17 protein-coding genes and 1 riboswitch are annotated in these 21,707 nt (G+C 72.8%); of the genes, 9 read left to right on the forward strand and 8 right to left on the reverse strand.

The window, feature by feature from the left end:
• The first annotated feature begins 14 nt into the window (after nucleotides 1–14).
• Together rnc and mutM are read left to right on the forward strand one after the other, a co-directional pair.
• The gene (gene rnc / locus ACFWE2_RS15765) at nucleotides 15–755 is read left to right on the forward strand and encodes a ribonuclease III (RefSeq protein ID WP_377225173.1); all 741 of its coding nucleotides are present in this window, start codon (nucleotides 15–17) and stop codon (nucleotides 753–755) included.
• Nucleotides 748–1,809, forward strand: coding sequence for a bifunctional DNA-formamidopyrimidine glycosylase/DNA-(apurinic or apyrimidinic site) lyase (gene mutM, locus ACFWE2_RS15770; RefSeq protein ID WP_377225160.1), 1,062 nt, complete (start codon nucleotides 748–750; stop codon nucleotides 1,807–1,809). The genes rnc and mutM overlap by 8 nt, the downstream gene beginning before the upstream one ends.
• Before the next feature lie 88 nt (nucleotides 1,810–1,897).
• Here mutM and ACFWE2_RS15775 read toward each other — a convergent pair whose 3' ends face one another.
• Together ACFWE2_RS15775 and ACFWE2_RS15780 are read right to left on the reverse strand one after the other, a co-directional pair.
• Entirely contained in the window at nucleotides 1,898–2,875 is a 978-nt protein-coding gene (locus ACFWE2_RS15775) for a phosphoglycerate dehydrogenase (protein WP_377225161.1), read from the reverse strand.
• 103 nt (nucleotides 2,876–2,978) lie between these two features.
• Nucleotides 2,979–3,878 carry a C40 family peptidase gene (locus ACFWE2_RS15780; protein ID WP_377225162.1) on the reverse strand — a complete coding sequence of 300 codons (900 nt, stop codon included), beginning with the start codon at nucleotides 3,876–3,878 and terminating at the stop codon, nucleotides 2,979–2,981.
• 3 nt (nucleotides 3,879–3,881) lie between these two features.
• Nucleotides 3,882–4,031, reverse strand: a riboswitch (cyclic di-AMP (ydaO/yuaA leader).
• Nucleotides 4,032–4,186: 155 nt separating this feature from the next.
• Between ACFWE2_RS15780 and ACFWE2_RS15785 the strand changes: the two genes are divergently transcribed.
• Both ACFWE2_RS15785 and ACFWE2_RS15790 read left to right on the forward strand, forming a co-directional pair.
• On the forward strand, nucleotides 4,187–5,782 hold the full coding sequence (locus tag ACFWE2_RS15785) for a phytoene desaturase family protein (protein WP_377225163.1): 1,596 nt from the start codon (nucleotides 4,187–4,189) through the stop codon (nucleotides 5,780–5,782).
• Nucleotides 5,783–5,854: 72 nt separating this feature from the next.
• Nucleotides 5,855–6,292 carry a GNAT family N-acetyltransferase gene (locus ACFWE2_RS15790; protein WP_377225164.1) on the forward strand — a complete coding sequence of 146 codons (438 nt, stop codon included), beginning with the start codon at nucleotides 5,855–5,857 and terminating at the stop codon, nucleotides 6,290–6,292.
• 200 nt (nucleotides 6,293–6,492) lie between these two features.
• Here ACFWE2_RS15790 and cydC read toward each other — a convergent pair whose 3' ends face one another.
• The 4 genes from cydC to ACFWE2_RS15810 are packed head-to-tail and all read right to left on the reverse strand — an operon-like array spanning nucleotide 6,493 to nucleotide 12,978.
• Nucleotides 6,493–8,436, reverse strand: a complete 1,944-nt coding sequence (gene cydC / locus ACFWE2_RS15795) for a thiol reductant ABC exporter subunit CydC (protein ID WP_377225165.1) — start codon at nucleotides 8,434–8,436, stop codon at nucleotides 6,493–6,495.
• Nucleotides 8,433–10,334 (reverse strand): thiol reductant ABC exporter subunit CydD, encoded by a 1,902-nt coding sequence (gene cydD / locus ACFWE2_RS15800; protein ID WP_377225166.1) that lies wholly within the window; start codon nucleotides 10,332–10,334, stop codon nucleotides 8,433–8,435. The genes cydC and cydD overlap by 4 nt, the downstream gene beginning before the upstream one ends.
• A gap of 55 nt (nucleotides 10,335–10,389) precedes the next feature.
• Complete coding sequence (cydB, locus tag ACFWE2_RS15805) at nucleotides 10,390–11,439, reverse strand: cytochrome d ubiquinol oxidase subunit II (protein WP_377225167.1); 1,050 nt, start codon at nucleotides 11,437–11,439, stop codon at nucleotides 10,390–10,392.
• Between the two features lie 42 nt (nucleotides 11,440–11,481).
• Nucleotides 11,482–12,978, reverse strand: a complete 1,497-nt coding sequence (locus tag ACFWE2_RS15810; protein WP_377225168.1) for a cytochrome ubiquinol oxidase subunit I — start codon at nucleotides 12,976–12,978, stop codon at nucleotides 11,482–11,484.
• Between the two features lie 410 nt (nucleotides 12,979–13,388).
• On the opposite strand from ACFWE2_RS15810, the gene ACFWE2_RS15815 reads away from it, so the two are divergent.
• The gene (locus ACFWE2_RS15815; RefSeq protein ID WP_377225169.1) at nucleotides 13,389–17,177 is read left to right on the forward strand and encodes an Rne/Rng family ribonuclease; all 3,789 of its coding nucleotides are present in this window, start codon (nucleotides 13,389–13,391) and stop codon (nucleotides 17,175–17,177) included.
• Between the two features lie 217 nt (nucleotides 17,178–17,394).
• Entirely contained in the window at nucleotides 17,395–18,543 is a 1,149-nt protein-coding gene (locus tag ACFWE2_RS15820; RefSeq protein WP_377225170.1) for an acyltransferase family protein, read from the forward strand.
• A 198-nt stretch (nucleotides 18,544–18,741) separates the two neighbouring features.
• On the opposite strand, the gene ACFWE2_RS15825 is transcribed toward ACFWE2_RS15820, so the two are convergent.
• Nucleotides 18,742–19,404 (reverse strand): alpha/beta fold hydrolase, encoded by a 663-nt coding sequence (locus ACFWE2_RS15825; protein WP_377225171.1) that lies wholly within the window; start codon nucleotides 19,402–19,404, stop codon nucleotides 18,742–18,744.
• A gap of 35 nt (nucleotides 19,405–19,439) precedes the next feature.
• Here ACFWE2_RS15825 and ACFWE2_RS15830 point away from each other — a divergent pair, with 35 nt between their 5' ends.
• Complete coding sequence (locus tag ACFWE2_RS15830) at nucleotides 19,440–20,102, forward strand: thymidine kinase (protein WP_377225172.1); 663 nt, start codon at nucleotides 19,440–19,442, stop codon at nucleotides 20,100–20,102.
• Between the two features lie 17 nt (nucleotides 20,103–20,119).
• Here ACFWE2_RS15830 and ACFWE2_RS15835 read toward each other — a convergent pair whose 3' ends face one another.
• Nucleotides 20,120–20,719 (reverse strand): protein-L-isoaspartate O-methyltransferase, encoded by a 600-nt coding sequence (locus tag ACFWE2_RS15835; protein WP_377225174.1) that lies wholly within the window; start codon nucleotides 20,717–20,719, stop codon nucleotides 20,120–20,122.
• Nucleotides 20,720–21,015: 296 nt separating this feature from the next.
• On the opposite strand from ACFWE2_RS15835, the gene rplU reads away from it, so the two are divergent.
• Complete coding sequence (gene rplU / locus ACFWE2_RS15840) at nucleotides 21,016–21,324, forward strand: 50S ribosomal protein L21 (protein ID WP_357462616.1); 309 nt, start codon at nucleotides 21,016–21,018, stop codon at nucleotides 21,322–21,324.
• A gap of 88 nt (nucleotides 21,325–21,412) precedes the next feature.
• Nucleotides 21,413–21,670, forward strand: coding sequence for a 50S ribosomal protein L27 (gene rpmA / locus ACFWE2_RS15845; protein ID WP_036961235.1), 258 nt, complete (start codon nucleotides 21,413–21,415; stop codon nucleotides 21,668–21,670).
• Nucleotides 21,671–21,707: the final 37 nt, after the last annotated feature.

A 21,707-nucleotide genomic window follows, 5' to 3' on the forward strand; every position in this document is an offset into this window, starting at 1 on the left:
CGGAACCTCCCGCGCTGCTCGAGATGCTCGGGGTCCATCTGGACCCCGAGCTTCTTGTGCTGGCACTGACGCATCGGTCCTTCGCGCACGAGGCCGGTGGCATCCCCACGAACGAGCGCCTGGAGTTCCTGGGCGACACCGTGCTGGGGCTGGTGGTCACGGAGGCGCTGTACCGGCGTCACCCCGACCTGTCGGAGGGTGACCTCGCGCGCATGCGCGCCGCGACGGTGTCGCAGCGTGCGCTGGCCGCTGTCGCGCGCACCCTCGGCCTGGGCAAGTACGTGCTGCTCGGCAAGGGCGAGATCCGCACGCGCGGTTTCGAGAAGGACTCGATCCTCTCCGACACCGTTGAGGCGCTGATCGGAGCGACCTACCTGTCGCACGGCCTGGAGACGTCGAGGGCGCTGGTGCACCGGCTCGTGGACTCGACGCTCGACGTCGCAGCCGGCCTGGGTGCGGGGCTCGACTGGAAGACCTCGCTGCAGGAGGCCTCGGCGGAGCGTGGGCTGGGTTCGCCCGACTACATCGCCACGTTCGAGGGACCGGAGCACGCACGGGTCTTCCACTCGACGGTGGTGATCGACGGCGTCACCTACGGCTCCGGCTCGGGCAGTGCGAAGAAGCACGCCGAGCAGGGCGCGGCCGAGGAGACCTACCGGGCCCTGCTGGAGAAGTTCCCGCTGCCCAAGCCGGACGACGGCGAGGCGGCCGCCGGCCAGCCGGCCGAGAGCAAGGCCCCGGCCGCCGGTGCCTGAGCTCCCCGAGGTCGAGACCGTCCGCGACGGTGTCGACAGGCTCGTCGTGGGCGCGGTGGTGCGCGACGTCGAGGTGTTCCGCGAGTACAGCGTCCGTCGGCACGACGGCGGCCCGGAGTCGTTCCGCGACCAGCTCACCGGGCGGCGTCTCGATGCGGCGGTGCGGCGCGGCAAGTTCCTCTGGCTGCCGCTCGCTGACCCGGGCACGCCCGCCGCCGCCCACCCCGCCGCCGCCCTGCTCGCACACCTCGGCATGTCGGGGCAGCTGCTGGTCCGGGGCGCCGAGACGGGCAAGGACCGTGGCCACGCGGCGAACGTGGTGCTGGGCCTCGAGCAGACCGGTGCGGAGGCTCCGACCGGGCCGAGCCCGGCGATCGGCACGGCCGCGGACGACTGGCAGCACCCGCACCTGCGGGTTCGCCTCCACCTGACCGGCGCCCCCTCCGGCGCGCGCTACCTGGACTTCGTGGACCAGCGCACGTTCGGTCACCTGAGCGTGCAGGACCTGGTGCCCGGCGACGGGGAAGCACCCGGCGACGGCGGACCGGCGTCCGGCATCCCGGCCGGGCACGGCTCGGACCTGCCCCTCCTGCCGCAGCCGGTCGCGCACATCGCCCGTGACCTGCTCGACCCGAACCTGGACCTGGACGGCCTGGTCCGCCGGGTGCGCCGTCGTCGGACCCAGGTCAAGCGCGCACTCCTGGACCAGACGGTCGTCTCGGGCGTCGGCAACATCTACGCGGACGAGGCGCTGTGGCGCGCGCGGGTGCACTGGGCCCGGCCGACCGACAAGCTCAGGGCGGCGGACGTGCGCCGGGTGCTGGACTCGGCGGCCGAGGTGATGCGCGAGTCGCTGGCCCAGGGTGGCACCAGCTTCGACGAGCTGTACGTCAACGTGAACGGGGAGTCGGGATACTTCGACCGCTCGCTCGCCGTGTACGGCCGCGAGAACGACGAGTGCCGCCGCTGCGGCACGCCGGTGCGCCGCGACGCGTTCATGAACCGCTCGTCGTTCAGCTGCCCGACCTGCCAGCCGGCCCCCAGGGCGAGGTAGAGCGCCTGTCCGGACGCACGCTCTACCTCGGCAACAGGTTGATGCCGAAGTAGAGCGGGTGTCCGGACGCACGCTCTACCTCGCGGCACTACCTCGTGGCTACGTTGCGGAGTTCCGCGCCCGTGCGCCAGGCCGTGAGCTGGTCCGCGAGGAAGCGAGCGGCGCCGCGCGGCCGGCCTCCTGCCACGTGCGGCGTGAGGATCAGGTTCGGGAGGTCCCAGAGCGGGGAGTCCTCCGGCAGGGGCTCCGTCTCCATGACGTCGAGCGCCGCTCCCGCGAGCCGCCCGGACCGCAGTGCGTCGGCGAGCGCTTCCTCGTCCACCGTCGCACCTCGGCCGACGTTCACGAACCGGGCCGACGGCGGCAGCAGGCCGAGCACGCGGGCGTCGAGGGCGTGCCGCGTGGCGGGGATCGCGGGCAGCAGCGAGACGAGCAGGTCGGTCTCGGCGAGCAGGGCGTCCAGGCCGTCCGGCCCCACCACCGGATACCCGGAACGTTCGCCCGCACGCGACGCGACGCCGGTCACCCGTGCGCCGAGCGCGGTCAGCAGCGGGGCCAGCCGCAGGGCGATCGACCCGAAACCCCAGATCGTCACGCGTGCGCCGTCGAGCGTGTACTCGCGGCCGGTGACCGGGTCGGCCTGCGCGAACGCGATCTCCTTGGCCCAGTGGTGCTCCCGCTGCGCCGCGAGGGAGACGTCGATGCGGCGCACCGTCGCAAGGACCAGCGCCAGGGTGTGCTCGGTGACCGTGTCGTCGTGCAGGGACTGGCCGGAGGAGATGACGACGTCGGGCCCGAACCCGGCGCGCAGCGCGACGTCGGGCCCCGCGGAGAGGGTCTGCACCCAGCGCAGCCGGGGGAGCCGGCGGGCGGCGTCGGCGAGGATCTTGGGCGGGCTGGACCAGGTGACCAGCATCTCCGCGTCGGTGTGTTCCTCGGGGACCGGCTCGTTCATCGCGTAGCCGGCGACGGTGTCGATGCCGCCCGGCGCGAAGGAGGCCCCGCCGTCGGGCAGCAGGGACGGGAAGTCGAGGTCGAAGGGCACGTCCGGTACGAGGATCTTCACGCCCGGGACGTTACCGGACGAGCCCCGGACGAGAACGAGGTGTGTCGCGCCCAGGGCTGGCGCGACACACCTCGCGGTCCGCAGTGTGGTTCGGCGTGGGGGGTCAGCCCGTCACGCGGATGAACACCGGGTTGTTCTGCCACATCTCGCCGTACTGCACGGGGGTGCCCTCCTGCTGGGCCTCGACGACCATGCCGCCGCCCGCGTAGAGGGCGACGTGGCCCGGCGTCCACACGATGTCACCCGGCTGCGCCGAGGCGGCGGAGACCTGGTACCCGATGGTCGAGATGGCGCTCGAGCTGTGGGGGATCGAGATGCCGAGCTGGCCGTAGACGTACTGGATGAGCCCCGAGCAGTCGAAGCCGCTGGGGGAGGCTCCGCCCCACACGTAGGGCACACCGACGTACTCGAGTGCGAGGTTGACGGCCTGCTGACCCAGTCCGGACGAGTCGGCCGCGGCGGCTGCCGCTGCCTCGGCGGCGGCCTCGGCCTCCGCGGCGGCTTCGGCGGCCTCGGCCTCGGCCTTCGCCTTCGCCTCGGCCTCCGCCTTGGCACGAGCCTCGGCCTCCGCCTTGGCCTTTGCCTCGGCGATGCCTTCCTCGGTCTCGGCGTACGGCGTCACGGACACGCGCCCGCGCTCGGCGTAGAAGTCGGCGTCCTGGGTGACCTTGACCTTCGTCACCAGGTTCTCGGCGAGGCTGGCGCGGACGGTGGAGTCGACCGTGTTGCTGATGGTGTTGCTGACCGGTGTCGCGTTCGCGAGCGTGGCCTGCGTGTGCGTCTCGGCGGGCGCGGTGTGGGCGGTCTGGGTGAAGACCGACGCCAGCATGCCGGACGTGACGACCGCGATGGCGCCGGTCCGGGCGGCATTCTCCGCGGCGGTCTGGGTCAGTGCGGTGAAGGGGGTGAGCGCGGGGCCGTCGGCGCGGTGCCTGCCCCGGTTGCTGGGACGGTTTGCCTGTTCGTCCGCCCAGTCGTTGGTGCGGTCGGTGAGTACGGTCACCAGTGATCTCCTCGGACGCCTACGAAGTGAGCTGTCGGGTTCGGATGGGAGAGCGATTCACCCGGCCTCATGAGGAGGCTTCACCCCAAGGACACTCGCGTGCCCGCTTACTTGGTTCCCCCGCCCCTGTCACGGTTCTGGCTGCCAAGGTCCGGTGACAGGGTTCGGCGTCCGGGCCTGGACCTCCCCGTTGCTGGAGAGGCGAGATCGACCGTACCTGCCCCTCGCGCAAATGTCACGATTAGGTCACATAGCGACCTGTGATGGAACGTCCTTGGCAATCTGTGCCCCATGCCACTATGGCGACCATGACCGATTCGATGCGCTCCCGGTACGACGTCGTGGTGGTGGGCGGGGGTCACAACGGCCTGACCGCGGCGGCCTACGCGGCCCGTGGCGGCCGGTCCGTCCTCGTCCTCGAACGTGCGGACCACGTGGGCGGCGCCGCCGTCTCGGCCCGCCCCTTCGCCGGGGTGGACGCGCGGCTGTCGCGCTACTCCTACCTCGTCTCGCTCCTGCCTCGCCGGGTGATCGACGAGCTCGGGCTGTCCGTCACGCTGAGGCGCCGCCGCTGGTCCTCGTACACACCGGTGGCCGACGGCGGCCTGCTCGTCGACAGCCAGGACGACGCCGCCACGCGCGCCTCGTTCCGGCGGCTCACCGGTTCGGACGCCGACTTCGAGTCCTGGGGCCGCTTCTACGCCATGACCACCGAGGTGGCCCGCCGGCTCGCGCCGACGCTCACCGAACCCCTGCTCCCGCGGTCGGCGGTCCGGGACCTCGTGGTCGACGGCGTGGGCGAGGAGGCCTGGCGGGCGCTCTTCGAGGAGCCCCTCGGAGAGGTGCTGCGCCGCACCTTCACCGATGACGTGGTCCGTGGCGTCGCGGCCACCGACGGCCTGATCGGTACGTTCGCCGACGTCGACGAGCCGTCCCTGCGGCAGAACCGCTGCTTTCTCTACCACGTCATCGGCAACGGGACCGGCGACTGGGACGTGCCGGTGGGTGGCATGGGCGCCGTCTCGGGCGCCCTGCGCGACGCCGCCGTAGCGGCCGGCGCGACGATAGTCACCTCGGCGACGGTCACCGCCGTCGATCCAGGAGCACCCGGCGCACCCGGCGCGGAGGTCGTCTGGACCGACGCAGAGGGACGCACCCGGGGTGTCACGGCCGGCCATGTGCTCGCGGCGTGCGCCCCGGCGGAGCTCGACCGGCTGCTGGGCGGCGGCCCCTCGACGTCGGCCGACCGTCCCGAGGGCGCCCAGCTCAAGGTCAACATGCTGCTCACCCGCCTGCCCAGGCTGCGCGACGACGTCGACCCCGTCGCGGCGTTCAGCGGGACCCTGCACGTCAACGAGTCCCTGACCCAGCTCCAGGCAGCGCACGCGCAGGCCGCCGCCGGGCGCATCCCCGACCTGCCGCCCAGCGAGATCTACTGCCACACGCTCACCGACCGGACGATCCTCGGGCCGGAGCTCGCCGCGACGGACGCGCAGACCATCACGCTGTTCGGGCTGCACATGCCGGCACGGCTCTTCCGCGCCGAACCCGACGCCGCCCGTGACCAGGCACTCCGGGCCACGCTCGCCTCCCTCGACTCCGTGCTGGCCGAGCCGATCGAGGACGTGCTCGCCCGCGACGCCGACGGCGCCCCCTGCCTCGAGGTGCGCACCCCCGTCGACCTGGAGCGTGACATCGGGCTGCCGGGCGGGCACATCTTCCACCGCGACCTCAGCTGGCCGTTCGCCGAGCCGGACGCCGGCGACGAGTCCGGCCGCTGGGGCGTCGCGACGGAGCACCCCCGGGTTCTCCTGGCAGCCGCCGGAGCCCGCCGCGGCGGCGGCGTGAGCGGTATCCCGGGCCGAGCGGCGGCCATGGCGGTCCTCGGGAGCGACGTCGGCTGACGGGTCTCCGGCGCTGGCCCGCGACCTAGGCTGACGGGTCTCCGGTGCTGGCCCGCCACCTAGGATGTGGCCGTGCATATCCGACACGCCCTCCCCGTCGACGCCCCGGCGATCGCCCCGCTCCTCGGCCAGCTCGGTTACCCCAGCACCGCGGAGGACGTCGCCGCCAGGTTCGCCCGTGTCGCGGGCAGCGAGAACGACGTGGCCTGGCTGGCGGTCGACCAGGACGAGGCCGATGCGGAGGCAGCGGTCGGGTTCGCCTCGGGTCACGTCCGCTGGGCCTACGAGCTCGATGCGCCGGTGGCCCAGCTCACCGCCCTCGTCGTCGCCGAGTCGAACCGTGGCACCGGGGCAGGGCGCGCTCTCGTCGCGGCCTTCGAGGAATGGGCGAGGGCCGCGGGCGCCGTCCGGGCCACCGTCTCGTCGTCCTTTCGCCGCACGGGCGCGCACGCCTTCTACGAGCGCCTGGGCTACGAGCAGCTCTCGAAGAAGTTCGACAAGCGCCTCTGACGCTTTCCCGGGTGACCATGCGGTTGCTGCCAGGAAGGGCCCAGGTTTGGCAGTAACCGCATGGTCGATTGACGGCCGGGTGACCACGCGGTTGCTGCCAGGAAGGGCCCAGGTCTGGCAGTAACCGCATGGTCGATTGACGGCCGGGTGACCAGGCAGTTGCTGCCAGGAAGGGCCACGGTCTGGCACTAACCGCCTGGTCAACCTTCCCGGCCCGCTGACCAGGCGTAGGCGCTGCTGGTCGCGAGGAGGAGCTCGTGGCTGCCTCGGGCCACGACGGTCGCGGGGATCGCGCCCGCGACCGCGCCGAGCGTGCCGTTACCCAGCAGCAGGACCTCGTCGGCGGCCGCGAGCGGCGTCAGCCGGTGGGTCGCCAGCAGCACCGCCCGCCCCGTCTCCCGCGCGTGCTCGGCAAGGGTGCGGACCAGGGCGTCCGCGGTCTCGCCGTCGAGGTGCTCGGCGGGCTCGTCCACGAGCAGCACCCGGGCGGGGGCGAGGAGCGCACGAGCGACCAGGAGCCGACGGCGCTCCCCGCCCGATACCGCCGCCGCGTCCGTGCCGACCAGCGTGTCCAGCCCGTCGGGCAGCGCGGCGAGCCAGCCACCCAGCCCCACGGCGGCGAGTGCGGCCCGGGCCTCGGCCTCCGTCACGTCGCCGCGCGCGACCCGCAGGTTCTCCAGCACGCTGGTGTCGAAGACATGCCCGTCCTCGGCGACGAACAGCGCGTCGCCGCGTTCGGTCGGTAGTTCGTCAGGAGATCGGTAGCTCGGAATGCCGACCTCCTGACGTTCTGCCGACCTCTCGGCCCGGCCGGCCAGCGGCGGGATCAGGCCGGCCGCCGTCATCAGCAGGGTCGTCTTCCCGACGCCGGACGGACCGGCCAGCGCCACGACCGAACCCGGGCGCAGCGTGAGGGACACCCCATCGACGACGGCCCGCGGCCGGCCGTCGCCGTCGGGCCAGCCGGCGGTCACGCCGTCGAGCACGAGCAACGCGCGCCCGTACCCGTCGGCCGGATCGGCCGCCCCGGACGTGTCAGACCCTGAGGTCACCCGAGTGGCCTGTGCGTCTGACAACCGGTCGGACGGCGGTGACGGTACGCCCTGGAGATCCGCCGGAACCAGCTCCAGCAGCCGCCGTGCGGCCGCCCGCGACCGGTGCAGCTGGACCGCGGCAGCCGGGAGCCCGGCCGTCGCCTCGAACACCGCGAGCGGCGTCAGCACGACCACCGCCAGCGCCTCGACGGACAGCGAACCCGACAGCGTCGCCGGTATCCCCAGCGCGATCGACGCGAGCACCGCGAGACCCTGCGCCAGCGCCCCCAGGGCCGCGGCCAGCCCGGACGTGCGGGCGCCGTCGTCCGCGACGGCGGACAGGCGGGCATCGGCGGCATCCAGGTCGGCCAGACGCGCGTCGAACCGCCCCGAGACGCGCAGCGGCGCCGACTCCTCGAGGACCTCCAGGGACAACGCGGTCACCTCGCCCCGGGCGGCGGCACCCCGCGCCTCCGTCCGGGCAGCGGCCCGGGCCGCGAGCCACGGCGTCACCACCCCGGCCAGCAGCAGGCACAACGCCAGCGTCACGCCCGCCGCCGGCAGCAGCACCCCCAGCAGGATCACCGAGCCGAGCGACGTCACCACGGCGACACCCGCCGGCACCATCGAGCGGACCACCACGTCGCCGACGTCGTCCACGTCCTGTCCGATCCGCGCCAGGAGCTCGCCCCGCCGGACCGTGACCGGACGGTCGTCGGCGGCGAGCCTGTCGTACAGGTTCGCGCGGAGCGCCGCCATGCCGCGCAGCGCGACGTCGTGGGACGCGAGGCGCTCGCAGTAGCGCAGGACGCCGCGCCCGATCCCGAACGCCCGCACCGAGACGACCGCCACCGAGAGGGTGAGCACCGGGGGCATCTGCGCGGCCCTGGCGACGAGCCAGGCGGCGACAGCCGCGAGCCCGATCGCGCAGGCGAGAGCCAGGACGCCGAGGCCGATCGCTGCCGCGACCTTGACCGGCCGCACCTCCAGCAGCGACAGCACGCGGCGCAGCGGATCGGCGGCGCCACTGGTCAGGCGCCGTGTCGGAGGGGTCGGAGTGGTCGGGGCAGGCGTGGTCCGTGCCGGAGCGCCAGGCGTCTGCATGTTCATCGTGCCTCCGAATCCCGGTCCGGGTCTGCCGCCGAGCGGACGTCGATCACCTGGTCGGCGAGCCCGAGCAGCGAGGTCCGGTGCGCGACGACGAGCACGGTCCGCCCCGCGTCGCGCCACGCACGTACGGTCTCGAGCACCGCCTGCTCGCCGCGCGCGTCGAGGTGCGCGGTCGGTTCGTCGAGGATCACCAGCGGCTTGGTCGCGGCGTCGTCGAGCAGGGCGGACGTGAGCGCCACGCGCTGACGCTGGCCCACCGACAGGCCCGCGCCGCCGAGCCCGACCCGCGTGTCCCAGCCGTCCGGGAGCGAGTCGACGACGGCGTCGAGCCCGGTCAGCCGCGCCGCCTCGGCGAGTGCCGCGTCACTCGCTGCCGGCTTGCCGTCCAGCACCACCTCGCGCAACCGTCCGGGTGGCAGCGAGGGCCGCTGCGGAACCCAGGTCAGCGCCCCCCACCAGCTCTCCAGCCCGCCCGCCGAAAGATCGTCAAGGCCGCGGAAAGCACCCGTTGGGTCGACGAGTCCCACCCGACCGTCGTCCGGCGTCAGCAACCCGAGCGCCACCAGCACGGCGGTCGACTTGCCCACCCCGCTCGGCCCCCGCAGCGCGACGACCCGCCCGCCCCCGCCAGCGCCTGACCCGAGCGCCACCCGCGCCGACAGCCGGGACGGCGCGACGACCCCGCGCCCGGCAGCCCGCACCGACACTCCGTCCAGCACGAGCTCCCACCCGCCCAGCCCCGCCGTCAAGCCGTAGCGGAGGGAGCGAGGAACGAGCGAGCGTGAGCGAGGCGGCGCGGGGACGTCCTCACCCGCCGACCGGACGGAACCAGAAGAAAACCGGACGGAACCAGGAGAAAGAAGAGCGAACGCCCGAGAAGCCGCCGCTACCCCGTCGACCGAAGCATGGAACTCCGCCCCGACGCGCCGCAGCGGCAGATACACCTCGGGCGCTAGCACGAGCACGGCGAGCGCAGGCTGCAGCTCCATGGCGCCCTCGACGAGCCGCAGCCCCACGCCGACGGCGACGATCGCCACCGACAGGGTCGTGAGCAGCTCCAGCACCATCGAGGAGAGGAACGCGATCCGGAGCGTGCCCATGGTCGCTCTGCGGGACGCGTCACCGAGCGCCCGCACCCGCTCGCCCGGCCCGATGGACCGTCCGAAGGCGCGGAGCGTCGGCAGACCGGCGACGAGGTCGAGCACCTGGGCGCCGAGCCGTTCGACGGTCGCGAGCCGCCGCTCCGACGCCCCAGCGGTCAGCCGCCCGACGAGCACCATGAACACGGGCACGAGCGGCAGCGTCACGATGAGGATCACCGCCGACACCCAGTCCAGGCCCAGCACCACGGCCACGAGGGCCGGCGTGAGCAGCGCCGTCAGCACGAGCTGCGGCACGTACCGCACGAGGTACGGCTCGAGCGCGTCGAGCCCGCGGGTCGCCAGGGTCGCGACCTCCGCCTCCGGGCTCGCGCCGTTCCCGCTGCCCGACGCCGGAGCGCCGGCCCCGCCGTCCGCAGCCCCGCCGCCCGCCGTCCCGCCGCCCGCCGTCCCGCCGACCAAAGTCCCGGCCGCCCGCGGGCCGCGCCGAGCCCAGGCCTCGACCAGCGCGTGCCGCAGCTCGGCGATGGTCCGGGCGGCGGCACGCAGCGCGTACCGCTCCTGCGCCCACGCGACGGCCGCCCGCCCGGCTACCACGAGCGCCAGCCCGGCGAAGGACCAGGTGAGCACCGGCCGGGGCATGGCGTCCCCACGGATCACCGGTGCCAGCAGGTCCGCGACGAGCAGGGCCTGCGCGACGATCAGCCCGGCCGCCGCCACGCCGAGCCCGACCGTGAGCACCACGTACCAGCGGGCCGCACGGACCTGCCGCAGCAGCCGGGGGTCGATCGGTCTCATGCGGCCCTGCTCCATCTGTTCGGCACGCTGCAGGTGTTCAGAACGCCAAAGGTCTTCAGAACGCCGAGTCCTTGATCTTCTTCCAGGTCAGGCCGGCCGGTGCGGGGATGTGGTCCACGGTCAGCCGACGCCTGAACACCCAGTACGTCCATCCCTGGTAGAGGAGCACGAGCGGCGTCAGCACCACGGCCACCCACGTCAGGATGGTCAGCGTGTAGGGGGTGGACGCCGCCTCGGCGATGCCGAGCGCGCTGCCGCCGTCCAGGCCCGGCACCACGTCGGGGAACATGGACCCGAAGATCAGGACGACGGCCGCGATGATCGTCACGGCGGAGAGCCCGAACGCGTAGCCCTCACGTCCCGCGTGGTTGGTCCGCAGGACACCGACCAGGGCCAGGCCGCCCGCGATCACCACCGCCCACGTCCAGGCGGGCGCGAAAGCGGTCTGCGTCCAGCCGGCCCACACCCCGGCGACGGCCAGGGCGACGACCGCGAGCACCCCGGCGAACCGGCGGGCCCGCGCCCGGATCGCGCCGTCGGTCTTGAGCGCCACGAACACCGTGCCGTGCAGCAGGAACAGCACGAGCGTCGTGAGACCGCCGAGCAGCGCGAACGGGTTGAACAGGGCAGCCGGCCCACCGACGTACTGGTGCGCGTCGTCGAGCTGGAGGCCGCGGACCAGGTTCGCGAACAGCACGCCCCACAGGATCGCCGGGGTCCAGGAACCCACCTGGATCGCGATGTCGCAGCGGCGCGCCCAGACGGGGTCGGAGATCTTGCCGCGGTACTCGAAGGCGACACCGCGCACGATGAGCGCCACGAGGATCGCGAGCGTGGGCAGGTAGAAGCCCGAGAACAGGGTGGCGTACCACTCGGGGAACGCCGCGAAGGTGGCGCCCACCGCGGTGATCAGCCATACCTCGTTGCCGTCCCACACCGGGCCGATGCTGTTCACCAGCACCCGTCGCTCCTTCTCCCGGTGCGCGGCGTCGCCGCGGGGCAGCAGCGACATCAGCATGCCGACGCCGAAGTCGAAGCCCTCGAGCACGAAGTACCCGGTCCACAGAATCGCGATGATGACGAACCACACGATGGCGAGGTCCACGGTCACGTCCTTATCTCTCTGGCAATCTCTCGGGCAGACGGATCAGTAGGCGAAGGAGAGCGGACGGTCGGTCTCGTCGCCCGCGGCCTCCGGCGACTCGTCGCGCACCGTGGAGGGCACTCCCTCGATCGCGTACCGGCGGATGAGGCGGTACCAGACCACGCCCAGCACGGCGTAGAGCACCGTGAACACGACCATCGACGTGATGATCATGCCGGGGCTGACCACCGTGGAGACGCCCTGCATCGTGAGCAGCCGGATCTGGTCGATCCCCGTGGGGTTGGGGGCGACGACCCAGGGCTGGCGCCCCACCTCCGTGAAGATCCAGCCGAACGACGAGGCGAGGAACGGCGTCGGGATCGCCGCGATGGCGATGCGCGCGAACCAGGGGTTGTCGCTGACGCGGCCGCCACGCGTGAACCACAGGGCGGCGAGCGCGAGCAGCGCGGATCCGGCGGCGAACCCGATCATGAGCCGGAAGCTCCAGTAGGTGGCGGCGAGGTTGGGCGTGTAGGAGATGGGGTTCCCGGCCTCGTCCGTCGCGCCGTACCGCTCGGCGTACTGCGCCTGCACGTCCTCGACGCCGGGCAGGTAGCTGCCCTCGCCCGAGAACTTGCCGGTTCCGAGATAGCTCGACAGGCCAGGCACCTCGAGGATGTGCCGCACACCCTCGCACGAGTTCGACAGGTCGCCGATGGTGAGGATCGAGAAGCTCGCCGCCTCCTCGCCCTCGCACAGCGCCTCGGCCGACGCCATCTTGCCCGGCTGCTGCTCGAACATCAGCTTGCCCTGGGCGTCGCCCGTCAGGGCGACGCCGGCTCCCGCTGCCAGCATGACGACCGTGCCGAGGATCACCGCGGGCCGGTAGACGTTCCGGGCGAGCTCGATCGACTCGGGCCGCTTGGTCCGGGCCAGCCGCACCATCCACCAGGCGGCGATCCCGGCCACGAACGTCCCGGCCGTCAGGAAGGCGGCGGACACCGCGTGGGGGAAGGCCGCCCAGAGCGTGTTGTTGCCGAGGATCGCCCAGATCGACTCCATCTCGGCGCGACCGGTCTCGGGGTTGTAGCGCGCGCCCACGGGGTGCTGCATCCACGAGTTGGCGGCCAGGATGAAGAAGGCGGACAGGTTCACCGCGACGGCGACCGCCCAGATGCAGGCGAGGTGCACGCGCTTGTTCAGCCGGTCCCAGCCGAAGATCCACAGACCGAGGAACGTTGACTCGATGAAGAACGCGGCAAGGGCCTCCATGGCGAGCGGAGCCCCGAAGACGTCGCCGACGAACCGGGAGTACTCGCTCCAGTTCATCCCGAACTGGAACTCCTGCACGATGCCGGTGACGACCCCGAGCGCGAAGTTGATCAGGAAGAGCTTGCCGAAGAACTTCGTCAGCCGCAGCCAGCGCTCGTTCCCCGTGCGTACCCAGGCCGTCTGCATCACGGCCACCAGGGGTGCGAGGCCGATCGTGAGCGGCACGAAGATGAAGTGATAGACGGTGGTGATGCCGAACTGCCAGCGTGCCAGGTCGAGAGCTTCCACTCCGGGCTCCTGTGGTGTCTCCGTACGGCTCTGTCCCTCGGACGCTGGCCTGATGTGGCAGGTCGGGGCGCTGCGGGGGCGGATCCGTGGCTTGTGAATGTCTTCACAAGCCACTGTACACGCACTTGGACCACCGCAGGGCGAGGGCGATCTCTTGTGCGATACTTGACGAACCCGCGTAGGCCCACATCCCTGCGCGGCCTGCAGAGTCCAACACTGCCCGCGATCCGCACGCGGTGCCGCTGTCACGTCAGAACGTGGCCGCAGGCGTCCGCGAAGATCGCAGGAACAGGGCCGCAGACCGAGACTTCAGCCCGGGTGTGTCGCTTCGCCGCGATGCACAGCCGGACGACCGACCGCCTGGCGGCCCGCGTGGTGTGGGGCGGACGCCGGCTACAGGAGCACCTCACGTGACGCCTTCCAGCACCACCGGTTCGACCATCGGGTCACAGGATGATCACGACGCACCTGAGGCGAACGCCCAGGTCACCACTGGTGGGGAGGCTCCGGCAGGCACGACGCCGGCCAAGCGCCCGCGTCGCCGCGTCACCAGGTCCGTCGTCTCGACGGCGAACGTCGAGCCCATCGTCGTCGGTTCGTCCGCCCCGGCGGAGTCCCCTGCCGGGGCCCAGCCGGTGACCACCGGCGGCACCGCCGTCGTGGCGACCGCCGCGACCGCCGAGCCCGCCACCAAGCGCCCGCGCCGCCGCGCCACGCGGGGCGTCTCTTCCCCCACGGCGCCCGCTCCTGCCGTGGCGGAGCCGACGGCGGCCGAGCCGGTCGCCGAGGCCGTTGCCGAGCCCGCCGCGGTGAACGAGCCGGTCCCGACTGAGACGGATATCACTGTCGAGCCCGCGCCGGCCGCCGAGCCCGAGACGGTCGAGCCGGAGCCCGCCGTCGAGGAGCCTGCCGAGGCGCCCGCCGAGGAGGCGGCACCGGTCGACATCGTGCTGCCCGAGCCCACAGCGGCGCCCGTCGATGCCCCGGTGCGCGGGGTCGCGAGCCTCGACGACATCATCCTGCCCGGCAGCCCGACGGCGGAGACCGAGAAGTCGGCTCCGAAGCGTCGTACCCGGAAGAAGGCCGAGCCCGTGGCGGAGGTTCCGGCCGAGCCGGCCGCCGAGGCCGCCCCCAAGCGCACCCGGTCGCGGCGCAAGCCCGACACCGCCGAGTCCGCCGCCGCGGAGCCGCCGGCAACGGAGCCCGTCGCGGAGGCCCCCGTGGCTCCCGCCGCCGAGGCGCCGGCCGAGGAGATCCCGGCCGCCGAGGTGGCGCCGGAGGTTCCGACGTCCGGGGTGGCGTCCGAGGCACAGCCCGCAGAGGCGCCGAGGACCCGCGGCCGCCGCGCCAGCCGCCGTCCGGCAGCGGAGCCCGCCGTGGCCCCCGTGGCCGAGACGCCCGCCCCCGAGGCACCCGCGCAGCCCTCGGCCTCGCCCGCCGCGACGACGTCGGGCACGCGCGTCCCGCGGCTCGCCACCACGGCGCTGCTCTTCCAGGCGCCCGACGAGTCCGCCGCCCGCCGCACGCGGCGCGCGCAGGCACCCGCCGGGCCGCCGCGTCCGCAGGACCTGACGCCCACGTTCGCCCGCCCGATCGCTCGCCCTGTCGAGCCGGCCGTCGAGGCGCCCGCGCGTGCGGCAGAGCCCGCCGAGTCCCGGTCCGAGCCGGTGACCGAGGCCAGGGCGGCTGCCGAGGCCCCGGCCGAGCCGAGGGCGCGCCGGTCCGGTTCGCGCCGGGCGGTGCGTCGTACGGGCGGGCCCGGCATCGAGCCGGCCGCGCGTCCGGAGACGCAGGACGCGGCCCCGAGCACGCAGACCGACGCCGTCGAGCCCGCCGCGGACGCGTCCGAGGCGGCTTCCGTCCGTGAGCCGGGCGCTGCCGTGCCCTACTTCGTCGCGGCCGAGCTGAGCGAGGACGACGCCGCCGCGGTGGACGAGGTCGGCGCGATCGAGGAGGAGCTGGCCGCCGAGGGTGTCGAGCTCGAGGAGCTCGCCCCGGCTGACTTCGAGGAGTACGACGACGAGGAGGTGCGCCCGTCGCGCCGCCGTCGGCGTCGGGGTGGACGCGGCCGCCGTGGTGGCCGCGCGAACCGTCTGGACGACGAGGACGACTCGGCGGACGAGGAGCAGGACGACGACTCCGACGAGGACGCACAGGCGTCCGACGAGGACGAGGACGCGCAGGCCTCCGACGAGGACGCGGTCGACGGTGAGGGTGACGGCGAGGGCGGCAGCCGTCGTCGTCGCCGGCGCCGCCGGGGTACGCGGGGCGAGCGCGCCGAGGCGGCCGCCGTCCGCTCGACGCGCGCCGACGAGGTGACCGCGCTCAAGGGGTCCACACGTCTCGAGGCGAAGCGGCAGCGCCGCCGCGAGGGCCGGGACCACGGTCGTCGTCGCCAGATCATCACCGAGGCCGAGTTCCTGGCCCGCCGCGAGTCGGTGCAGCGGTCGATGATCGTGCGCGAGAAGGACGGCCGCACGCAGATCGCGGTGCTGGAGGACGGCGTGCTCGTCGAGCACTACGTCTCGCAGCAGTCGCAGGCCTCGATGGCCGGCAACGTCTACCTCGGCCGCGTCCAGAACGTGCTGCCCTCCATGGAGGCCGCGTTCGTCGACGTCGGCAAGGGTCGTAACGCCGTGCTGTACGCGGGTGAGGTCAACTGGGACGCCGCGGGCCTCGAGGGGCAGCCGCGCCGGATCGAGCAGGCGCTGAAGTCGGGCGACTCGGTGCTGGTGCAGGTCACCAAGGACCCGATCGGCCACAAGGGTGCCCGGCTCACGAGCCAGGTCACGCTCGCGGGCCGGTACCTGGTGTTCGTGCCGGGCGGCGGCATGACCGGGATCAGCCGCAAGCTGCCCGACACGGAGCGCTCGCGCCTCAAGAAGATCCTCCGCGAGGTCGTGCCCGAGGGCGCTGGCGTCATCGTGCGCACCGCCGCCGAGGGGGCGAGCGAGGAGGAGCTGCGCGCCGACGTCGAGCGGCTGCAGGGCCAGTGGGACGCCATCCAGGAGAAGTCGAAGAAGGCCAACGCCCCGGCTCTGCTCCAGGGCGAGCCGGACATGGCCATCCGCGTGGTCCGCGACATCTTCAACGACGACTTCTCGTCGCTGGTGGTGCAGGGCGAGGGCGCGTGGGACGAGATCGCGCACTACGTCGAGGAGCTCGCACCGGACCTGCGCGAGCGCGTGTCCAAGTGGGTCGAGAACACCGACGTCTTCCACGTGCACCGGGTGGACGAGCAGCTCGCCAAGGGCATGGACCGCAAGGTCTGGCTGCCCTCGGGCGGCTCGCTGGTCATCGACCGCACCGAGGCCATGACCGTCGTCGACGTCAACACCGGCAAGTTCACCGGTGCGGGCGGCACGCTCGAGGAGACCGTGACGCGGAACAACCTCGAGGCGGCCGAGGAGATCGTGCGGCAGCTGCGCCTGCGCGACATCGGCGGCATCATCGTCATCGACTTCATCGACATGGTGCTCGAGTCCAACCGGGACCTGGTGCTGCGCCGTCTGGTCGAGTGCCTCGGCCGGGACCGCACCAAGCACCAGGTGGCCGAGGTGACCTCGCTCGGTCTGGTCCAGATGACGCGCAAGCGCGTGGGCCAGGGCCTCGTCGAGGCGTTCTCCGAGACCTGCGAGCACTGCAAGGGCCGCGGGTTCATCGTGCACGAGGAGCCCATCGAGAAGTCGGGCAACGGCATGGGTCCTGGCGCCGCGCCCGCGACGTCCGACGAGGGCCCGCGCTCACCGCGTGCGCGCCGCAAGCGCGGCAAGGAGGGCAAGGTGGCTTCCGTGCCGGAGACCACGCCTGTCGCGAGCCTGCCCGAGGAGCGGTCCGAGGCGCGCGAGGCCGTCAAGGCCACGCTCGCCACCATCGCCGCCGCGGCGCAGCATGCGCACGAGACGAAGGAACCCTCGGACGACGGTCCCGCGACACTGGACGAGATCCAGCTGCCGAGCGCCGGTGCGTCCGGCACGGCGTCCGCGAGCTCCGGCTCGCCGGCTTCTCCTGGCTCAACCGAGCCTGATTCGCCCGACTCCGCCTCGCCCGAGCCCGCCTCGCCCGAGCCCGCCTCGCCCGAGCCTGACTCACCCGACTCGGGGAACTGGCCGGCGGACGCCGCGCTGCCGTCGAGCGATGCGCCGGAGGGGGGCTCCGACACTGGGCAGTCGGAACCGCCCAAAGGAGCTGGCGACTAGGTCGCCTGAGCCGCAGAAGAAGGGGTTCTGGTCGAGGCTGTTCGGCCTCTGACCTGAACCGGACGAGGGTCGCCACCGTGAGGTGGCGGCCCTCGTCTTTTGTGTGCCCGGACATCTCCCGAGCGGATCTCCCTTGCGGGACCGTCCTGTTCTGTGGTTCATTAGTCGAGTAATGAACCACAGAGGCAGCGAACCACACGAGACTCGGAGACCCACGATGACCACGACCGCCGTACGGCCGACCGCTACTCGACTGGGGTACGTCGACAACCTGCGGGTGCTGCTGACCGTGCTGGTCCTGGCGCACCACAGCGCGCTGACCTACGGCGCGCTCCCGATCTGGTACTGGACAGAGCCGAGCGACAGCCCGTCCGGCATCGCGCTGATGGTGCTGGTGATCGTGAACCAGTTCTATTTCATGGGCTTCTTCTTCCTGCTCTCCGGCCTGTTCGCTCCGGGCTCCGTCGACCGCAAGGGGCCCGGCGCGTTCGCCAGGGACAGGTTGCTCCGGCTCGGCGTCCCGCTGGTGGCGTTCTGGCTGGTGGCCCGGCCGCTGCTGTCCCTGCAGAGCTGGCCGGAGCACCGTGCGGAGGGGGAGTCGTTCCTGCGGTTCTGGTTCACCGTCGGTGACGTCGGCCCGCTGTGGTTCGCGGAGGTGCTCCTGGTGATGTCGCTCGTGTACGCCGCCTACCGCGCGCTTCGCGCCCGCTCGGCGGCCCGGTCCGGCATCGTGGCCGCCGGGTCGCCGGCGACGGTCGACGCCGAGCCTCGTCCGGTCCGCTTCCGTGCGATCGCCGGGCTCGTCGGGGTCCTGACCGCTGCCACGTTCCTCTGGCGCCTCGCGGTCCCGAACGGAACCTACTGGGAGCTCGCGGGCCTGCCTTCCCCGGCGTACCTGCCGCAGTACGTGATCCTCTTCGTGGTCGGCCTGCTCGCGGTGCGCCGCGGATGGCTCACCGCCCTCACCGTGCGGCAGGGGCGCGTTGCGCTGGTCGTTGCGCTCGTCAGCCTGGGGCCGGCGCTCGGTGGCGCCGCCCTCGCGGCGGCGCCCGGTGCCGGGCCGCTCGCGCAGCTCGGTTCGGGTCTCGCGGAGAACGTCTTCGCGATCAGCACGATAGTGGCGCTCCTGGTCCTGTTCCGGGAGCGGTTCTCGGGTCAGCCCGCGTGGGCCCGCTGGGCGGCGCAGAACTCGTTCGCCGTGTACGTCATCCATCCGCTCGTGCTGGTCGGCGTCGCGATGCTCTTCGCACCGCTCGTCGCCCCTGCCGGCGTGAAGTTCCTCATCCTGCTCGGCCTCTCGGTCCCGCTGTGCTGGGGCTTCGCCCACCTGCTGCGGATGGTCCCTGGCGTCTCGCGGGTGCTGTAGGCGGGTTAGCGGCCGGCCAGGGGGCACGGGGGTCGCCGACTTCGGTCCCTCGCACCGGCCCCATCCCTGACTTCGGTCGCTTGCTGTGAGATCGGTCAATCAACCGACCGATCTCATGGCAAGCGACCGAAGTCATCATGCCTACGACTCGGTGGTCATGGGTGTGCTCCGCAGCGAGTGGCAGGAGCCCCCGGAGCCTCAGCCGGCCGCCGACAGCCGCTCGTAGAACTCGGCGATCGTCCGGGAGAAGAGCTCCGGCTCCTGCTGGTTCCACGGGTGGCCGACCCGCGGGACGATCCGCAGCTCGGCGTTCGGGATCGTCGCGGCGAGCTCCCGCGCCGGCGCGAGGTTGGCGAGATCGCGGCTGCCGCACAGGACGAGCGTCGGCGCCTGGATGCTCGCCAGCCCCTCGCGGAAGTTCATGTCCGCGACCACCTGGAGGGCCCCGAGCCACTGCGCCTTGGTCAGGGCCATGCGCTGGGCGGCACGCTCCGGCAGCATCCGGACGATCGTCCGCTGGATCGCCATGAGCGCGGGAGGCACGCGGACCTGGCTGCCCGAGAGCACGAGCGAGGCGACCCGCTCGGGGAAGTCGAGCACGAGCTGCGTCGCCGTCATCGCGCCGAGCGACAGGCCGCAGACATGCGCGCGGTCGATCCCGTGCTCGTCGAGCAGGTCCCGCAGCGCGCGTGCCGCCCCCGCGAACGTGAAGGCGCCGGGTGTCGCGGCACGGTCAAGCCCGGGGATGTCCGGGGCCAGGCCCGTGAACCCGGCGGGCAGGGCGCGCAGCTGCGCCTCCCACGGATCGATGCCGGCACCCAGTCCCGGCAGGAACAGCACGGTCTCGACATCGGTCGCCATGCTCGTCAACCTAGTCGAATGGTTGACTGGCGACCATGGAAGACGGCCTGGGCGCTGGACGCCTCGAAGTGATCGCCGGCCCCATGTTCGCGGGCAAGTCCGAGGAGCTGCTGCGCCGGGTCCGGCGTGCCCGGATCGCCCGGCGCGGGGTGCTGGTGGTCAGTCACTCGCTCGACGCCCGCAGGGGCCTGGGCAGGGTGACCTCGCACTCGGGTCAGGGCGTGCCCTCGCACACGGTGTCGGACGCCGCGGAGATCCTCGCCCTGCTCGATGCCGGCGGCGCGGGCGAGACCGGGACCGGGACCGAGCTCGTCGCCGTCGACGAGGCGCAGTTCTTCGGCGCGGGCCTCGTGCCCGTGGCCACCGAGCTCGCCCGCCGCGGGCTCGTGGTCGTGGTCGCGGGGCTGTCCGTCACGTTCGACGGGCAGCCGTTCTCGCCCCTGCCCGAGCTGATGGCGCTCGCCGAGTCGGTGGAGAAGCTCACCGCCGTCTGCTCGGTGTGCGGCGCGGACGCCGCCTTCCATGTCCGGTTGCCGGGTGCACCGCCGGTGCCCGCCGCTGCCTCCGCGGGCGACGCGCTGGTACCGGTCGCCGCGCACGTCGGCGGCTCGGAGTCGTACGAGGCACGCTGCCGTCGGCACGCGGACGTCGTCGGGCGGAAGCAGGCAGTTTCACCTCGAGCCGGACGCGAGACCTGATCTGCACGGATTGTCGCTCACGTCTCCGGATCCTCGATGAGCGGCACGAACCGGTACCCGCCGTGGTCCGTCGCGCGGGTGCGCCCGTCGGGCAGCCGCTCGATGAGCAGCAGCGTCGTCCGGATGGGGATGACCATGCGGCCGCCGTACCCGACCTGGTCCACCAGCGCCCGCGGCAGCGCGGGCGCCGAGGCCGACACGAGGATCCGGTCCCAGCCGCCCGGCCGGGGATGTCCGAGCACGCCGGGCGTGGCCTGCTCGATGCTCGCCCAGCTCATCCCGGTGCGTCCGACGTTGGCGGCGCCCCACTCGGCGAGCCTGCTGTCGCGCTCCACGCCGAGCACCGAGCCCTGGGGGCCGACGAGGTAGGCCAGCAGCGCGGTGGTCCAGCCGGAGCCCGAGCCGACGTCGAGCACCCGCGCCCCGAGCGGCACGCGCAGCAGGCGGAGCATGGCGGCGACCGTCGCGGGCTGCGAGGAGGTCTGCCCGCGTCCGATGGGCAGCGGCCGGTCCTCGTGCGCGAGCGGCCGCTGGGAGCGCGGCAGGAACTCCCGGCGGGGGACGGCGCGCATGGCGCGTTCGATGTCGTCGTGCACTGCTACTGGTTCCAAGGCCATCTGGATCACCCGATCCCAGGGTAGGCACAGGCCGATCGAGGCCGCCAGGCGCCGGCCCGGGCGGTCCGGTGGCCGGATGTCGACAGGAGTCCGTGACCGAGGGTGGGCAAGACCACGCCGTCGCCGGTTTGAACCCGCCCGGGGCGTCGCGTAACCTAGTGCTTCGGTGTGCTGTCTGCGCACCCGTCCTGCGTGCCCATGGCGCACCGCACTCGACCGCCGCGGCGGAGCGAGTCACAGCAAAGCCGGTGGATCCCGTCGTGCGCGCACGCCAAGACTAGAGAGATGAGTTGAACGTGGTTTACGCGATCGTCAAGGCTGGTGGCCGTCAGGAGAAGGTGTCCGTCGGGAGCATCGTCGTCATGGACCGTGTCCAGGCGACCCCCGGTGAGACCCTCGAGCTCCCGGCCCTCCTGCTCGTGGACGGGGAGAAGGTGACCACCGACGCGAAGAAGCTGGCGAAGGTCAAGGTCACCGCTGAGGTCGTGCGGGACGAGAAGGGTCCCAAGATCACGATCCTCAAGTACAAGAACAAGACCGGTTACCGGAAGCGTCAGGGCCACCGCCAGTCGCTGACCCGTCTCAAGGTCACCGGCATCAAGTGACTTCCGCTGCGGGCCTGCTCCGACGAGCGAGCCCGCGCGAGCCAGATACTTCTTCTTCCTCCTTCGTCCCGAAAGACAGGTCAGTCAGATGGCACACAAGAAGGGCGCGAGCTCCTCGCGCAACGGTCGTGACTCCAACGCCCAGCGCCTCGGCGTGAAGCGCTTCGGTGGCCAGGTCGTCAAGGCCGGCGAGATCATCGTCCGCCAGCGCGGCACCCACTTCCACCCCGGCGTGAACGTCGGCCGCGGCAAGGACGACACCCTGTTCGCCCTCGACGCCGGCGCCGTGCAGTTCGGCACCCGTCGTGGCCGCAAGGTCATCGACATCGTCGCCGCCGAGGTCTGAGCCTCGGCTTCCGCGTGAGGGGGCGCACCGGTGACGG

Origin of the sequence: Promicromonospora sp. NPDC060271, assembly GCF_042726755.1 — a bacterium.
Classification (GTDB): domain Bacteria; phylum Actinomycetota; class Actinomycetes; order Actinomycetales; family Cellulomonadaceae; genus Promicromonospora.

Excerpts from the sequence above, each read along its gene's own strand:
- ACFWE2_RS15785 (WP_377225163.1), top strand. The coding sequence starts at position 4,187 with ATGACCGATTCGATGCGCTCCCGGTACGACGTCGTGGTGGTGGGCGGG.
- cydC (WP_377225165.1), bottom strand. The coding sequence starts at position 8,436 with ATGAACATGCAGACGCCTGGCGCTCCGGCACGGACCACGCCTGCCCCG.
- cydD (WP_377225166.1), bottom strand. The coding sequence starts at position 10,334 with ATGAGACCGATCGACCCCCGGCTGCTGCGGCAGGTCCGTGCGGCCCGC.
- ACFWE2_RS15820 (WP_377225170.1), top strand. The coding sequence starts at position 17,395 with ATGACCACGACCGCCGTACGGCCGACCGCTACTCGACTGGGGTACGTC.
- ACFWE2_RS15825 (WP_377225171.1), bottom strand. The coding sequence starts at position 19,404 with ATGGCGACCGATGTCGAGACCGTGCTGTTCCTGCCGGGACTGGGTGCC.
- ACFWE2_RS15830 (WP_377225172.1), top strand. The coding sequence starts at position 19,440 with ATGGAAGACGGCCTGGGCGCTGGACGCCTCGAAGTGATCGCCGGCCCC.
- ACFWE2_RS15835 (WP_377225174.1), bottom strand. The coding sequence starts at position 20,719 with ATGGCCTTGGAACCAGTAGCAGTGCACGACGACATCGAACGCGCCATG.
- rpmA (WP_036961235.1), top strand. The coding sequence starts at position 21,413 with ATGGCACACAAGAAGGGCGCGAGCTCCTCGCGCAACGGTCGTGACTCC.